The organism is Stenotrophomonas sp. LGBM10 (assembly GCF_046736075.1).
GTDB lineage: Bacteria > Pseudomonadota > Gammaproteobacteria > Xanthomonadales > Xanthomonadaceae > Stenotrophomonas.
Window position 1 is genome coordinate 2,540,315 of the sequence record NZ_CP177163.1, and the last position, 14,610, is coordinate 2,554,924.

Sequence of the window (14,610 nt, forward strand, 5' to 3'; positions counted from 1 at the left end):
CATTTCGCTGCCGGCCTCGCCGATGCTCAACCGTTGGCCTGGCCCTGCAGCAGCCGGGTGAAGTGCGCGATCAACGGCGACGCCGGACCGCGCCGGCAGGCCACGTGCACTTCCGAACTGGCGGCGCGATCACTGAGGGCCACAAACCGCGCCCCATCCACCTGGATGTGACTGCACGACGACGGCAGCACCGTGACGCCCAGTCCCGACGCGGCCAGGCTGATCAGCGTCGAGGCCTCGCCGGCCTCCTGCACGATGCGCGGCGTGAACCCGGCGCTGCGGCACAGCGCGATGACATGATCGTGGATGCCGGCACCGACCTCGCGCAGGAAGCCCACGAACGGCTCGTGCGCGAACAGCCGCAAGGCCACTGCCGCATCGGCCGGCAGCCCGCGCACCAGCGGATGCTGGTCGTGTACCACCAGCGCCAGTGGATCGCTGAACAGCTTGCGCGACATCAACGGTGCCGGCAGCGCACGTTTTCGGATCAGCCCGACATCCAGGTCGCCGGCCATCAGGGCATCGATCTGCTGCAGGGTGTTCATCTCGCGCAGCTTCAACTGCACCTGCGGAAACTGCTGCCGGTAAGCGAAGATCGCCTGCGGAATCTGCGTGGACAGTGGCGTGGCGCGGGTCAGGCCGATGCGCAGTTCGCCGGTTTCGCCGCGCTGCGCGCGCTGGGTGAGGTCGACCGCCTTGTCCATCCGCTCCAGCACCGCGCTTGCCTGTTCCTGCAGCACGCGGCCGGCATCGGTAAGTTCCACGCGGCGGTTGGCGCGCAGGAACAGACGCGCGCCGAGCAGCGTTTCCAGCTGGCGGATCTGCTGGCTGAGCGGCGGCTGCGACATGCCCAGGCGCTCGGCCGCACGGCCGAAATGCAGCGTATCGGCCACGGCCAGGAAGTAACGCAGGTGGCGCAGTTCGATCGACATGGCAGGCGCGTCAGCGTTCGGAATGACCGCTTTCATCATAGCTGCGCGGACTGAACAGGTCCGGCTGGATCAGCTCGATGAAGGCACGCGCCTGCGGCGACAGGAACCGCCCGCGGCGCACGATCACCCCGTAGCTGCGTTCGGGGAACCAGGCGCTCATCGAGCGGGTGGCCAGGCGGTCGCGGTCGGCATCGTTGAGGCACAGCGCCGGCACGATCGAGATGCCCATGCCCATCGCCACGTACTGCTTGATCACCTCCCAGCCGCCCACTTCCAGCGCCACGGTGTACGGCACGCGCTGGCGCTGGAACACCTGGTCGACCAGGCGGTAGGTGATCTGGCGCTTGGGTGGCAGCACCAACGGGTAGGCCGAGATCGCCGTCAGTGTCAGCTCGGGCAGGGTGGCCAGCGGATGCGCCGGCGGGGTGATCAGCACCTGCTCGAAGCGGTAGGCCGGGGCGTAGCTCAGGTCGGCCGGCACGTCGGTCATCGAGCCCACCGCCAGGTCGGCCGCGTCGCTGCGCAGCAGGTCGGTGCCATCGGCGCTGATCGCGTTGTGCAGGGTCAGGCGCACATCCGGATGGCGCTGGCGGAAGCGCTCCACGATGCGCGGCAGCAGGTACAGGATGGTGGAGCTGTTGGCGGCAATGTTGAGCTCGCCCGCGTCCAGCCCCTTCACCTTGTCGCGGAAGCTGGCCTCCAGCCCATCCAGGTTCTCCACCAGCGGCTGGGCCATCTCGTACAGCAGCTGGCCCTCGCGGCTGGGCACCAGCCGGCGCCCGCTGCGCTCGAACAAGCCCACCCCCAGCTCTCGTTCCAGCGCCTGCAACTGCTGGCTGATGGCCGGCTGGCTGACGAACAGCGCCTCAGCGGCCCGTGAGACCGAGCCGAGACGGACCGTCTGGCAGAACGCCCGGAGCGGCTTCAGCCGGTCGGATTTGTAGGAAAACCGGGGACTTGGCGGTCGCGGTGTGGGCATGGCGTAACGAGTATAAGCACAACTTATGTAGAGCATTGCAATAACTGCTTTGTCAAATACAGATACGGCGGCGCACGGTGTAGCCCTACCGCACCGCAGGAGTCGTCCATGTCCGCCGTCGCTTACGCCACCGCCCAGCCCACCCCTGCCGACGCCCCGGCCACCCCGGGCATCGCCCTCACCACCCAGCTCGCCGGCCAGGCCGCGCTGCTGCCGGCCGGGGTACTGGCGCTGCTGGTGTCGCTGCACCGGGCGGTGGAACCCGAGCGCCAGCGCCGGCTGCAGGCACGCCAGGCGCGCCAGGCCTTCTTCGACGGCGGCGGCTTGCCCGACTTCCGCACCGATACCGCCGCCATCCGCGCCGACGACTGGACGGTGGCGCCGATTCCGGACGCCCTGCAGGATCGTCGCGTGGAGATCACCGGACCGACCGACCCGAAGATGGTCATCAACGCGCTGAACTCTGGCGCCAAGGTGTTCATGGCCGACTTCGAGGATTCCACCGCCCCGGCCTGGCGCAACCTGCTGGCCGGCCAGCAGGCGCTGATCGGCGCCGTGCGCGGCGACCTCACCCACACCGCGCCCAACGGCAAGCAGTACGCGCTGCGCCCGTTGAACGAGCAGGCCGTGTTGATCGTGCGCCCGCGCGGCTGGCACCTGGACGAAAAACACGTGCGCATCGACGGCCAGCCGCTGGCCGGCGGCCTGTTCGATGCGGCGGTGTTCGCGTACCACAACGCCCGCACCCTGATGTGCCGCCAGCGCGGTCCGTACTTCTACCTGCCCAAGCTGCAGAGCATGGAAGAGGCCGCGCTGTGGGAAACCGCGCTGTCGCACATCGAGGGCATGCTCGGCCTGCCGCACGGCCAGATCAAGGTGACCGTGCTGATCGAAACGCTGCCGGCGGTGTTCGAGATGGACGAGATCCTGCATGCGCTGCGCGACCGCATCGTCGGCCTGAACTGCGGGCGCTGGGACTACATCTTTTCCTACATCAAGACCTTCCGCCGCCATCGCGACAAGGTGCTGCCCGAGCGCGGCCAGGTGACCATGACCCAGCCGTTCCTGAAGGCGTATTCGGAGCTGCTGATCCAGACCTGCCATCGCCGTGGCGCACACGCGATGGGCGGCATGGCCGCGCAGATTCCGATCAACCACGATCCGGCCGCCAACGAGCAGGCGATGGCGCGGGTGCGCGCGGACAAGCTGCGCGAGGTCAGCGCCGGCCACGACGGCACCTGGGTCGCACACCCGGCGCTGATTCCGGTGGCCCAGGCGATCTTCGACGCGCACATGCCCGGGCCCAACCAGCACCAGGTGCTGCGCCGCGACGTGCAGGTGGATCGTGACGCCTTGATCGCCGCCCCGGCCGGGACCATCACCCGCGCCGGCTTCGAGGGCAACGTGGAAGTGTGCGTGCGCTACCTGGCCGCCTGGCTGGATGGCAACGGCTGCGTGCCGATCCACCACCTGATGGAGGACGCGGCCACCGCCGAGATCAGCCGCAGCCAGCTCTGGCAGTGGCTTCACACCGGCGGCCAGCACCTGGACGACGGCACCGCCATCGACCTGGCGCTGCTCGACGCCACCCTGGCCCAGTTGCCGGCCCGCCTTGGCGACCGCAGCGCGCTGCCCGGTGCGGCCCGCATCGAGGAGGCCATCGCCCTGCTGGCCGACCTCAGCCGCCGCGACGACCTCACCGACTTCCTGACCCTGCCCGCCTACGACCGCATCGATTGACCCACCCGTAGAGCGGGGCTCTGCCCCGCTGCCACATCCCCGTATCGATTGACCCACCCCCGTAGAGCGGGGCTCTGCCCCGCTGCCCCAATGCCCCACCTGGAGAACCGACATGAGCAAGCTGCCCACCGCCGAACAGATCCAGCACGAATGGAACACCGACCCGCGCTGGGCCGGCATCCAGCGCAACTACAGCGCCGCCGACGTGGTCCGCCTGCGCGGCACCGTGCACGTGGAGCACTCGCTGGCGCGGCTGGGCGCGGAGAAGCTGTGGAAGTACCTGCACGAAAAGGACTTCGTCAACGCGCTCGGCGCGCTGACCGGCAACCAGGCCATGCAGCAGGTCAAGGCCGGGCTCAACGCGATCTACCTGTCCGGCTGGCAGGTGGCCGCCGACGCCAACCTGGCCGGCCAGATGTACCCGGACCAGTCGCTGTACCCGGCCGATTCGGTGCCGGCGGTGGTCAAGCGCATCAACAACACCCTGCTGCGCGCCGACCAGCTGCACCACGCTGAAGGCAAGGACGACATCGACTTCCTGCAGCCGATCGTGGCCGACGCCGAGGCCGGCTTTGGCGGCGTGCTCAACGCATTCGAACTGATGAAGGCGATGATCGAGGCCGGTGCCGCCGGCGTGCACTTCGAGGACCAGCTGGCCTCGGTGAAGAAGTGCGGCCACATGGGTGGCAAGGTGCTGGTGCCGACCCGCGAGGCGATCGAGAAGTTGAACGCCGCGCGCCTGGCCGCCGACGTGCTCGGCGTGCCGACCCTGCTGGTGGCGCGTACCGATGCCGAGGCGGCCGACCTGCTGACCAGCGACATCGACGCCAACGACCAGCCGTTCGCCACCGGCGAGCGCACCGTGGAAGGCTTCTACAAGACCCGCAACGGCCTGGACCAGGCGATCAGCCGCGGCCTCGCCTACGCTCCGTACGCAGACCTGATCTGGTGTGAAACCGGCAAGCCCGACCTGGAGTTCGCGCGGAAGTTTGCCGAGGCGATCCACGCCAAGTTCCCGGGCAAGCTGCTGGCCTACAACTGCTCGCCCAGCTTCAACTGGAAGAAGAACCTGGACGACGCCACCATCGCGACCTTCCAGAAGGAGATCGCGAGCTACGGCTACAAGTTCCAGTTCATCACCCTGGCCGGTTTCCACGCCCTGAACTACTCCATGTTCAATCTGGCGCACGGCTACGCGCGCCGCCAGATGAGCGCCTTCGTGGAACTGCAGGAAGCCGAGTTCGCCGCGGCCGACCGTGGCTTCACGGCGGTGAAGCACCAGCGCGAGGTCGGCACCGGCTACTTCGATGCCGTCACCCAGGCGATCCAGCAGGGCCAGTCCTCGACCACCGCCCTGAGCGGGTCGACCGAGGAAGAGCAGTTCAACGCCGAACGCGCGGCCTGAGAATCACCAACAGCGGCCAGGGAAGGCCGGGGCGGCGGGCGGTCGGAGGGACCGTCCGCCGCTGTCTGTGTGTGGGGCTGTCCGGTGATTGGGACCATCGTCGGATGCCTGATGAACCCTTTCAGGCCGAGGTTGGATTGCCGCACACGCTGCCTTGGTGCAGCCATGCCCGCCATGCATCGGGACCACGCCATGACCACCGCAAACAACAGCCCGATCGAGGAGCCGCTCGATTCGCTCAGGAGGAGTGTGTGCACGCGGAAGCGGGATCCAGCTTCGGGGCTTCCTCATAGCGATAGGTTTCCGGATTAAAGCTGAGTGTGACTTCCTGCGGCGGGTCTTCTTCGTGCCCGGGCGCTGCACATCCACGCGTGGCCGTCAGATCGGGCCACGGTTCCGTGATGATGATTGGTGCGATGACATCCTTGAACTGCCCTTCAAGCACTTTGATGGCCGTGCCATCTCCGCATTGCACGAATCCAAGGTAGTGCACTACGTCGATGTCCCCGTAGTTCGAGCCGAAATGCCTCACGAGTTGGTCTGGTTGACCGTCGGCGTTGAGGTCCGGCGTGCCAGCGCTGTAGGTTTGACCAACTGTCAGGCCGTAGATGCAGCCACTGTCCACTCCGGGCGGGCAAGCGCTGACTTTTTCATGCCCTTGCGCAAATCTCCCAATCACAACCAGGTCGTCAGCCGCTGTACCTGCGCAATGCTCCTGCAACGTCTGCGTGTCTGCAGCGGCGGAGCACGTACTGGCTGACAGGAGAAAGGGGGCAAAGAGTAAAAATGCTCGGGACATGGATCAAACTCCCGTGGTATCGATCTGAAAACTATTGCGAGTATCCCGCAATGCACCAGGTTCATCGTTGACAACGTTATCTCGACCCAAGCGGCTGTCATACGCCGGCCATGAGAACCCGATCAGCTGATTGATCTGCTCCAGCAGACCCTTGAGGTAAGGGAGGGAGGCGAAGCGACAGAGCAGCGTGGCTTGACGCTTGTGCCACAGATTGAGCACCAGATTCGCGCCTGATTCCATGATCGCGCTCAGAGCTTCGGATCGGACTGATCGGATGACCAGATCCAAAGCACATTGCCGTAGTCGCTGCCCTTCAACTCGGGGAAGCGGTCATCTTTCTTGAAGTAGCGGCGTGATCCCATTTGGGCCGGGGTGTACCACCAGCCGCTTTGCGGGACATCTTGGCCCGCTTCGACTCTGTGTGGGCGAGTGGCGGTCGCGACGCTCGACGTGCCTGCGTAGGTGCCGTCGATCTCCTCATACTCATCGTCGATCAGCTCAACAAAGAACCAACGGCAAGGTCGATCCTCAAAGCTTTCCCGGGATGCAGCTGCGGGTGCGAGGTGGGGGCGCGACCTTTCGCGCTGTTGGATGTTTCGAAGGAGGAGGCCCTCCGGGCCACTGATCAGTCGATGAAGTCCGTCGACATCTTCCCAAAGTCCTTCCCTGCCAACACGCTCCAATGCGAGCTTGCCGAATTGGTTAAGCGTGTAGGTGTTGCCAAGTTCACCATATCCACCCGTCCAGCCGAACTGCAAGGAGCCATAAGGATCATCTGCTGGGACATATGCGCCCGTGCGCGGGGGCGTGTCGCCGCTGAAGCAACAAAGGTCTGAGCGAACACGGAATCTCGGGATGTGCGAAAACCCTTTCCCGTCCTCTTGCCATAGTGACCAGAATACGAAATCGTCCCACAAGCTCGGCCTACTCATCATTTCGCTGATCTTGCTCGCATAGTGAAAGACAGCCTGGGCACGATGTTTGAACTGCCCCTCCTGGTCCTGAGTCGCCCAAGGCATCTGGTACGCATACTCGTCCAGCATGCGTGAGCACTGGCGCTCGCCGGCGATGTCAAAAACCTGATGCGCGCGCGCGGCGATGTCCTTGATAACCCCCTCCCTGAATTCCATCAGAGCAGGGTAAGCGTACGTTGAGAAGTGTCCAGCAGTGTCGATCGGCTGCCAGTTCGCGAGCATTCTTCCTGCCGGATCTAGATTGGAGCGTTCTTCCAAAAGTGAATCAGCGAAAGAGACGAGCTGATCAATTCTATTTAGAAGGCCTTCCACATACGCCAGTGACGAGTAGTGGTAGAGCAGCGTGGCTTGACGCTTTTGCCAGGGATTGAGCTCCCGATTCGCGGCTGAATCCATGATCGCGCTCAGAGCTTCGGATCGGACTGATCGGGCGACCAGATCCAAAGGACGTTGCCGTAGTCGCTGCCCTTCAACTCGGGGAAGCGGTCATCCTTCTTGAAGTAGCGGCGTGATCCCATTTGGGCCGAGGTGTACCACCAGCCGCTTTGCGGGACATCCTGGCCCGCTTCGACTCTGTGTGGGCGAGTGGAGGTCGTGATGCTCGACGTACCTGCGTAGGTGCCGTCGATTTCCTCGTATTCGTCGCTCAGCATTTCGACGAAGTACCACTTGCACGGCCTTCCTTCAAAGGCCATTCCAGCAACGGCAGCTGGCGCTAGTGGTACGTATTCACGTTCCATGTCGTCTATGTTCGGCAAGTCGCGATGTTCGGGTCGATTTATCAAGGAATGGAGGATCGAAGAATCAGACCATAGACCGGCTCTTCCGGCCTCTCTCATTGCAATCAAACCAAAGTCGTTTAGCGTGTAGGTCTCCCCCAGCTCTCCATAGCCGCCCGTCCAAGCAAACTGAAGTGCCGCCATAGGATCATCTTGCGGAACATAGACGCCCGTTCGTGGCGGGGTCTGGCCGCTAACACATTCAATATCGGTGCGGACGCGGTAGCGGGGAATGCTGGAGAACAGATGAGCGTTCTCCTGCCAAAGCAGCCAGAAGATGAAGTCGTTACATAGTGTGGGGCGGCGCATCACCGTGCTGATGTTGTCAGCGTAACTGAAGACCTCTTCAGTGCGGAGTTTGAACGCTCTCTCTTGCTCTGCGGTGGCCCAGGTCATCTGATAGGCGTACTCCTCCAGCATCCGGGAGCATTGCACTTCGCCGGCCTCGCTGTAACGTTCATAGGCACGCGCGGCAACGGCTCTGGTCACTTGCTGCTTGAAGTCAACGAGTGCCGGAAACGCATGACTGGAGAAGTGTCCAGCGGTTTGGACAGTCTGCCAGTTGGCCAACGCACGCCCCGCAGTATCCAGACCTTTACGATCCTCGAGGATGCCGTCGGTGAACCTCACCAACTGATTGATCTGCTCCAGCAGATCCTTGAGGTAAGGGAGGGAGGCGAAGTGATAGAGCAGCGTGGCTTGACGCTTTTGCCACGGATTGAGCTCCCAATATCTTGATGAACTTACAGTTTCATTCATAGCTTCGGATCGGACTGATCGGGTGACCAGATCCAAAGCACATTGCCGTAGTCGCTGCCCTTCAACTCGGGGAAGCGGTCACCCTTCTTGAAGTAGCGGCGGGATCCCATTTGGGCCGGGGTGTACCACCAGCCGTTCTGTGGCACCTGTTGGCCCGCTTCGACTCTGTGTGGGCGAGTGGAGGTCGGGACGCTCGATGTGCCTGCGTAAGTGCCATCGATCTGCTCGTGTTCGTCGTCCAGCATTTCGACGAAGTACCATCCACACGGGCGCGCTTCAAAGGAGTGACGAGCGACAGCCGAGGGCCCGAGCGACACGCTGGACCGTTCCATCTCGCTCACAAGATTCTTGTGCTTGCGTTCGTTGATGATCTGATGGAGCAGCGCAGCGTTGGACCACAGGCCTTCTCTACCCACTCGATCCAATACGTGTCTCCCAAAGGAGTTGAGCGTACGGGCGTCTCCCAACTCTCCGTGTCCGCCAGTCCAGGCGAACTGAAGGGCTCCAAATGGATCGTCTGCCGGCATGTACACGCCGGTCCGGGGCGGCATCTGACCCGACCGGGCCTGGATATCTGTGTGGACTCTAAAGCTGGGAATGGAAGGGAACGCCAGCTTCTCCTGCTCCCACGTTATCCAGAAGGTGAAATCGGTGTAGGAAAAAGGTCGGCGGATGATGTCGCTGATGTTCTCTGCATACCTGAAAGCCGCCTCAGATCGGGCTCTGAACTCGCTTTCCTGCTCGGTGGTTGCCCAAATCATCTGATGCGCGTACTCATCGAGCATTCGGGCGCACTGATTGTCACCAACGGCAAAGTAGCACTGGAAGGCGCGTGCTGCCAACGCGTGAATCGCACTCTCACGAAACTCAACAAGTGCAGGGTAGGCAAACGTGGAGAAGTGAGTTGCTGTACTGACGGCACTCCAGCCCGCGAGCGCGACTCCAGCGGCATCGAGAGGGCTCCGTTGATCAACGATTTCGTCAGTGAAGTTGATGAGCGCATCGATCTTGGGAAGTAGTCCCTTCAGGTAGCCTGCTGAGGCGAAGTGGTACAAGAGTGCCGCCTGACGCTTGTGCCAAGGGTTGAGCTCAGGCTGGCTCTTGGGCATTTCATTCAACTCCTGGTTATCTGGCCGGGAAGATTGGGTAGGCCAAGTCTGACGTCATTCGACTGCGAGTCAAAATCCTTGGTTCCCCAGTTCGTGTCGAACGGGCCCACGATCTTCGGATGATTGATCTCCGTGCGCAGGCTTTGGTATCTGGCCTGTTCATGTGCCGGAAGATCCCTCAATTCGTCATAAGTCATAGGGCTGAGGGTGAGAGCCCCGGTCTTCGGATCCGCTTCGTAGTAACTGCTGCTGTCCTTTGCAGTTTTTATGGTATCAGTTGAACTTCGTAGAGAACGTCCTTCCTCGTCGAACAGGGCACTACTATCGAACTTGATCTGTTCGTACCCCCCTTCAAGGTGATGTCCGGGTAGATCGTCCTTCTCTTGAGCCGCAGCTTTTCCGCGCCAAACCTTTAACTTCTCGCCGCGTTTTAGCTCATAGATGACGAACTGACCATTTGGATTCCAGTCGGGCCATACGGCATGAAACTTGCGCCAGTCTGATTTTGGGTCCTCAGATCGCATGATTCTTTTGAAAAGGTCTTCTGACATCCAGTCGGCACTGGCGGCGAAGTTGCTTGGAGAAACCACGCGATACAGTTTGAGCGGGCCGTTGAGTTCTACGGCTTCTAAAGTGGAAAAGCTCCGAATCTGAGAGTTGGTGAGTTTCAGATAGTCATGATCATTGGATGCTTGATCGACTTGTGCACGTACATCTTTGGGAGCTATAGGCATGTTCCTTGAGATGTTGCCTGTGCTTAGCCAGCGGGGCGGCGGACTTGCTCGCCGCATCAGTGTGATCGCATGCGCCTCCGGCAGCGTTCCCGTGAAATGCACATTCCCTGCGTCAAGCACGCCGCGGCGCTGTATCAGATCCTCGATCTCAAGGCGGCGAATGATCTCGTCCAGGATCTTCAGCGCGGGTGCCGTATGGGCGCTGATCTTCGTTGTCGCCAGGGCCTTGACGTCTTTCACCAGCTTGATGGTGTTCTGCGCGGCGGGTCCAATGATGGGGATGTTCTTGACGAAGCCAAGCAGGTTGTCCATCAGCGTGATGGCGCGATCAAAGGCGTCCAGCAGGACCTTTGGGCTGACCAGGGCACGTACGATACGGGTCTGGTTTGCCAGTTCGTGGAACAGGCGATCCCACTTGAGCGACTTCCAGTACTTCATCACCTCGCGACGGCGCAGGAAGGTGATGACCCAGTCCATCGCTTCGTCCACGGCGCGGGCAACGTGATTCAGGCCGAAGCGGCGGACGTAGAGGAAGAAGATCTTCAGCACGCCCTTCAGCAGGGAGCCGACGGTAGGGATCAACCCGATCAGGCACAGCACCAGCCCGACCCAGGCCCAGGTGTCGCTGCTGTCTTTGTTGATCTGTTTGCAGCTTGCGATGATGTCGCGTACGTCGCAGACCTGGTCCACGCCGGGAATCATCGAGATGGCGGTGTCGAAGGCAATCTGACCGGTGGTGCGCTGCTCGTTGAAGTCGCCCTGGATGGCCTCCCACAGCCAGACAAAGACGTTCTTGGTTCCGTCAGCTACAGCGCTGTACTGATCGGTGACGAATGCGAGGGCGTCGCGGAGCTGCTGCAGCGTGACCGGTGCGGCCTGGTTGGGGCGGTCAACCCCGCCGTCAGCCATGACCACCTTCCTTGGCAGCGGCGATCAGCTCAAGCGCGGGCCAGGCGTTGTCCTTGTTCGGTTCGCGCGCCTGATAGATCACCTTGGCGACCTTCCTGTTAGGGATGGGAGCGTGGTGCGCCTTGCCATCCGCGTCGAGCCTGCCTGTGATGGTGGCGCCGTTGTCGAAGTGAATTTCGTATGGCGTACCGGCCATAGCCTGCTGCGTGTCTACGTCCATGTAGTTCAGTGCTATCCAATGAGAGAGTTGCTGTGTGCCGTCCGGTAGAGGCGGCAGGAAGGCTTCGTTCTTCTCCCCGCCCATGAACGGATGCTGCCCGGCCTTGACGGTAAAGGTGCCCGGGCAACTGAAGGTGATGTTGCCGCCTTCCAGCGTGATCGCGCTGTTGCCGGCCTGCAGCACCACCTTCTGCTGGGCCAGGATGTCGATGCGGTCGTCGGTGGCGGTCACGGTGATGGCCTGGTCGGCCAGCAGCTCCAGCTCGCCGGTGTTGGACTGCAGGCTCACCGGGCCGTTGGCGGCAATCACCTTGACCGGCCCGGCCTGCGCAAACAGCGCCACATGCTCGCCGGCCACCGCCGACACGGTTTCCCCGGCGCTGATCTGCAGGTCCTGCTGCACGGTCATCTGCAGGTTCTGGCCGGCGTAGGCCACCGCGCTGGCGGGGGTGGTCCAGACGATGCGGTCCGGCGAGTCGGCCAGCAGCAGCGGCGCGGCGAAGCGCTCCACCGGGTCCTGGCCCGGGGTGCGGCCGCCGCCGGGCTTCATGCCGGACTGGCCGTTGACCTGTCCGCCGTATTTGCCCTCGGCGCTCGGGTCGATCCTGGCGCGCAGCTGGGCGGTGCTGGTGAGTGCGCCCAGCGGCGGCACGTCCTGCTTCTGCAGGGTGTCGTGCATGGCCTCCAGCGCCCGCTCGGCACCGCGCAGCTGCTCGATGGCCTCATGGCTGTCCAGCATCGTGGAGGTGGCGTCCTGGCGGGCGCTGGTGGACAGCAGCAGGCCCTGGCCGGCATGCACGTTCCCCGACTTCACGGCGGTCAAGCACCAGCGCGAGGTCGCTACCGGCTACTTTGATGCCGTCACTCAGGCGATCCAGCAGGGCCAGACCTCGACCACCGAACTGAGCGGTTCCACTGAAGAAGAGCAGTTCAGCGCCGGGCGCGCGGTCTGAGGATCAACACGGGCGGCCAGGGAGGGCCGCAGCGGCGGTCGGTCGGGGGGGCCGTCGCCGCTGTGGAGCACCAAGCGCGTGTCGCTGACCAGCGCAGTGTTCGTTCGTTGGAGCGCCCCTAATCGGACTTCTTACCAAACAGCGCGTCGCATTCGTGCTCGGCGGTGGTCTGCGTCTGATCAACGATCACGCGTTCCTTGTTGGTGATATCCCAGACACCGACGTATGCGTCAGCATCACAAGAGATATCACCGTCAGGCGCAACATATCTGCCATCGGGAGAGATCTTCGCGAACGGCCCCTGTATTGCCGAGTATGCGAACGACTCTTCCGCAAGCACTTCCTCAGGCTTTGCGTAGCTGTAGGCTCCAGGAAGGTCGACAAGATTCGCAGTTGACCCAAGCCGTGCGACCGTAGCAACGTACGACCAAGGTTGGGTTGAAACAAGGGTCATTGCTACATAGAGGTTGCGTTCAATATTGACGTCACCCAGTACGCCTGCAGCCTCCGGAATGTGCACTGGATCGATCTTTTTGCCCTGACAGGCGTGAAGCGTCTCGACACCGAGATAGGATGATTCGGAGACGATCAGTGCACCCCCATCAAATGACAGGCGTGCCATTGTTGCTGCCTCGGAGAGGCGGCATCGCTTCTCCACGCCGTCCCGGGTGATGACGACGGTCTTCCCGTCTGCTGTGATCGCATAGGTGGGCGACTCGCGGGTGGGGGAGCTCGACTCTCTGCCGGTCCGCGGTGTTTGCGAAAGCATGCCATTGGTCACGTTTTCCGATTGGCAGCATGCGACGGATAGGCTTAGGAGCGCTGCAGTTGTGTGTCTTATCAAAGTAGGATGCTCTTCGCGTTTCGCGTTTCTCTGAGGCGATCATCGGCTTGAATTCGTCCGCCATTTATAGCTTCTGTCACCGAAAAGGATAGGGCTCGCTCCGCGACAAGGTCGGCATGGGTTGGGGCGCTTAGTGGGTTGTCATCATCAATGAGCCTCATCACGCTTGGGCGCATACCAACCAGATACCACCCTCCCGTATCCATACAGTTGAAAGGTGTGGATGTTGCCCGCTGTACTGGATGCGCACCTGGTGGTCGCGGCTGGGGCTGACCACGCTGTCGGCCACGCCGACCACGCGAGCGGTCTGCGGGCCGTGCAGGGTGGGGCGGTCCTGCGGCAGGGCGCGGATCGGGGTGTCGTGCGGGGCCGCCACGAAGCGGTTGCGGTAGCTGCCCTGCTCCAGTGCCGCTTCGCCGAGCAGCTCGACGATGCCGTGGCCGAGGTTGTTGACCGCCGCATGCGCCACGGCCAGCAGCACGAAGGCCTGGCCCTCGTGCTGCGGATGCTGGGTGAGGGTGAAGGCGCTGCCGGCCGCCAGCGTGCGCACCGAGCCGCTGCCTTGGAACAGGGTCATCGGCACGCGCAGCGCATCCAGCCGGGCCTGCGCCTCATCGGCGGCCAGCGCGGCCTGCGCAAAGCGCCCGGCGCGGGGCTGCACGTACACCTCCAGCACCGGCAGCTCGCCGGCCTCGGCCTGGCTCTGGCCACTGACGGCGGTGAGCTGCTCGCTGTGCCAACTGGCCACGCTGCTGGCGTTGGGCACCAGCTGGCGCTGCTCGGCAAACGCGGTGATGCCATCGCGCGCCTCGGCGATGTCGTTGCGGTGGAAGCGCTGGCTGCCCAGCGCAGGGCGCTCGGCGGCCGGGTCGAACACCACCAGTGTGTGCGCGGCCTCGCCATCCTGGGTCTGCTCGATGCACCAGGCCAAGCCGGCCTCGGCCAGCAGGCGGGTGACAAAGCCCCAGTCGCTCTCGCGGTACTGGGTGGTGATCGCACGGGCGGGCAACGCGGCCTGCACATCGAAACGGAAGGCGGCCTGCGGGTAGTCGGCGAAGATGTGCTCGCAGATGGCGCGGGTGTCCAGGTCCTGGAAGATCACCGCGTTGCGGCGCAGCGCCAGCAGCGCGGTCCACGGCTCCAGCGTGAGCCGGTAGCGGGCCAGGCCGCCATCGCTGCCGAGCTGGGCCACCTCGGTGCATAGGCCGTGCCACTGACGCATGCCGCCATCGGCGCGGCGCACCTGCAGGGTCAGGGGCTGCTCCAGCCACGGCGCCATGTCCAGGAACGCATCGGTGGACAGGCAGTCGATCTCGAACCGGGTGCTGCCGCAGACCGCCTCCTGGCCCTCGAAGCGCTCCACCACCAGACCGGAGGCCGGGCCGAGCAGCTGGATCAGGCGCGCCTGCTGGGAGGGGGCGCCAAGGGTGGCCGGCAGCGCAGCGCGAGCGACATCCATATCGTCAACGTTCTAT

At 63.3% G+C, this 14,610-nt stretch carries 13 protein-coding genes and 1 pseudogene; 3 read left to right on the top strand and 11 right to left on the bottom strand.

The genetic code is table 11. The annotated features are described in order from the left end of the window. Positions 1–26: 26 nt before the first annotated feature. Both ACLB90_RS10745 and ACLB90_RS10750 read right to left on the bottom strand, forming a co-directional pair. Complete coding sequence (locus tag ACLB90_RS10745) at positions 27–932, bottom strand: LysR substrate-binding domain-containing protein (protein WP_411849490.1); 906 nt, start codon at positions 930–932, stop codon at positions 27–29. A 10-nt stretch (positions 933–942) separates the two neighbouring features. After that, positions 943–1,911 carry a LysR family transcriptional regulator gene (locus ACLB90_RS10750; RefSeq protein ID WP_411849491.1) on the bottom strand — a complete coding sequence of 323 codons (969 nt, stop codon included), beginning with the start codon at positions 1,909–1,911 and terminating at the stop codon, positions 943–945. A 108-nt stretch (positions 1,912–2,019) separates the two neighbouring features. Between ACLB90_RS10750 and aceB the strand changes: the two genes are divergently transcribed. Beyond that, positions 2,020–3,651 (top strand): malate synthase A, encoded by a 1,632-nt coding sequence (gene aceB, locus ACLB90_RS10755; RefSeq protein ID WP_411849492.1) that lies wholly within the window; start codon positions 2,020–2,022, stop codon positions 3,649–3,651. 112 nt (positions 3,652–3,763) lie between these two features. Continuing rightward, complete coding sequence (aceA, locus tag ACLB90_RS10760; protein WP_411849493.1) at positions 3,764–5,056, top strand: isocitrate lyase; 1,293 nt, start codon at positions 3,764–3,766, stop codon at positions 5,054–5,056. Positions 5,057–5,294: 238 nt separating this feature from the next. On the opposite strand, the gene ACLB90_RS10765 is transcribed toward aceA, so the two are convergent. The 7 genes from ACLB90_RS10765 to ACLB90_RS10795 are packed head-to-tail and all read right to left on the bottom strand — an operon-like array spanning position 5,295 to position 12,152. Further along, positions 5,295–5,855 carry a hypothetical protein gene (locus ACLB90_RS10765; protein WP_411849494.1) on the bottom strand — a complete coding sequence of 187 codons (561 nt, stop codon included), beginning with the start codon at positions 5,853–5,855 and terminating at the stop codon, positions 5,295–5,297. 3 nt (positions 5,856–5,858) lie between these two features. Beyond that, the gene (locus ACLB90_RS10770; protein WP_411849495.1) at positions 5,859–6,095 is read right to left on the bottom strand and encodes a hypothetical protein; all 237 of its coding nucleotides are present in this window, start codon (positions 6,093–6,095) and stop codon (positions 5,859–5,861) included. Positions 6,096–6,103: 8 nt separating this feature from the next. Further along, on the bottom strand, positions 6,104–7,225 hold the full coding sequence (locus tag ACLB90_RS10775) for a hypothetical protein (RefSeq protein WP_411849496.1): 1,122 nt from the start codon (positions 7,223–7,225) through the stop codon (positions 6,104–6,106). An 8-nt stretch (positions 7,226–7,233) separates the two neighbouring features. Beyond that, complete coding sequence (locus tag ACLB90_RS10780; protein ID WP_411849497.1) at positions 7,234–8,367, bottom strand: hypothetical protein; 1,134 nt, start codon at positions 8,365–8,367, stop codon at positions 7,234–7,236. After that, positions 8,364–9,476 (bottom strand): hypothetical protein, encoded by a 1,113-nt coding sequence (locus ACLB90_RS10785; protein ID WP_411849498.1) that lies wholly within the window; start codon positions 9,474–9,476, stop codon positions 8,364–8,366. Before ACLB90_RS10785 ends, ACLB90_RS10780 begins: the two co-directional genes overlap by 4 nt. A 5-nt stretch (positions 9,477–9,481) precedes the next feature. Next, complete coding sequence (locus tag ACLB90_RS10790) at positions 9,482–11,119, bottom strand: hypothetical protein (protein ID WP_411849499.1); 1,638 nt, start codon at positions 11,117–11,119, stop codon at positions 9,482–9,484. Then, positions 11,112–12,152: a DUF2345 domain-containing protein gene (locus ACLB90_RS10795; RefSeq protein WP_411849500.1), complete on the bottom strand. Its 1,041-nt coding sequence runs from the start codon at positions 12,150–12,152 to the stop codon at positions 11,112–11,114. The genes ACLB90_RS10790 and ACLB90_RS10795 overlap by 8 nt, the downstream gene beginning before the upstream one ends. Here ACLB90_RS10795 and ACLB90_RS10800 point away from each other — a divergent pair. Then, positions 12,148–12,291 (top strand): annotated as a pseudogene (locus ACLB90_RS10800) (isocitrate lyase); the annotation flags it as partial. The gene ACLB90_RS10795 and the pseudogene ACLB90_RS10800 overlap by 5 nt on opposite strands. Before the next feature lie 118 nt (positions 12,292–12,409). On the opposite strand, the gene ACLB90_RS10805 reads toward ACLB90_RS10800, so the two are convergent. Further along, the gene (locus tag ACLB90_RS10805) at positions 12,410–13,072 is read right to left on the bottom strand and encodes a hypothetical protein (RefSeq protein ID WP_411849501.1); all 663 of its coding nucleotides are present in this window, start codon (positions 13,070–13,072) and stop codon (positions 12,410–12,412) included. A gap of 223 nt (positions 13,073–13,295) precedes the next feature. Next, positions 13,296–14,594 (bottom strand): type VI secretion system Vgr family protein, encoded by a 1,299-nt coding sequence (locus ACLB90_RS10810; RefSeq protein ID WP_411849502.1) that lies wholly within the window; start codon positions 14,592–14,594, stop codon positions 13,296–13,298. Positions 14,595–14,610 lie beyond the last annotated feature (16 nt).

What these genes read in the sequence shown, in the direction of transcription:
- ACLB90_RS10745 (WP_411849490.1), bottom strand. Translation starts at nt 932, where the DNA reads ATGTCGATCGAACTGCGCCACCTGCGTTACTTCCTGGCCGTGGCCGAT.
- ACLB90_RS10750 (WP_411849491.1), bottom strand. Translation starts at nt 1,911, where the DNA reads ATGCCCACACCGCGACCGCCAAGTCCCCGGTTTTCCTACAAATCCGAC.
- aceB (WP_411849492.1), top strand. Translation starts at nt 2,020, where the DNA reads ATGTCCGCCGTCGCTTACGCCACCGCCCAGCCCACCCCTGCCGACGCC.
- aceA (WP_411849493.1), top strand. Translation starts at nt 3,764, where the DNA reads ATGAGCAAGCTGCCCACCGCCGAACAGATCCAGCACGAATGGAACACC.
- ACLB90_RS10765 (WP_411849494.1), bottom strand. Translation starts at nt 5,855, where the DNA reads ATGTCCCGAGCATTTTTACTCTTTGCCCCCTTTCTCCTGTCAGCCAGT.
- ACLB90_RS10770 (WP_411849495.1), bottom strand. Translation starts at nt 6,095, where the DNA reads ATGGAATCAGGCGCGAATCTGGTGCTCAATCTGTGGCACAAGCGTCAA.
- ACLB90_RS10775 (WP_411849496.1), bottom strand. Translation starts at nt 7,225, where the DNA reads ATGGATTCAGCCGCGAATCGGGAGCTCAATCCCTGGCAAAAGCGTCAA.
- ACLB90_RS10780 (WP_411849497.1), bottom strand. Translation starts at nt 8,367, where the DNA reads ATGAATGAAACTGTAAGTTCATCAAGATATTGGGAGCTCAATCCGTGG.
- ACLB90_RS10785 (WP_411849498.1), bottom strand. Translation starts at nt 9,476, where the DNA reads ATGCCCAAGAGCCAGCCTGAGCTCAACCCTTGGCACAAGCGTCAGGCG.
- ACLB90_RS10790 (WP_411849499.1), bottom strand. Translation starts at nt 11,119, where the DNA reads ATGGCTGACGGCGGGGTTGACCGCCCCAACCAGGCCGCACCGGTCACG.
- ACLB90_RS10810 (WP_411849502.1), bottom strand. Translation starts at nt 14,594, where the DNA reads ATGGATGTCGCTCGCGCTGCGCTGCCGGCCACCCTTGGCGCCCCCTCC.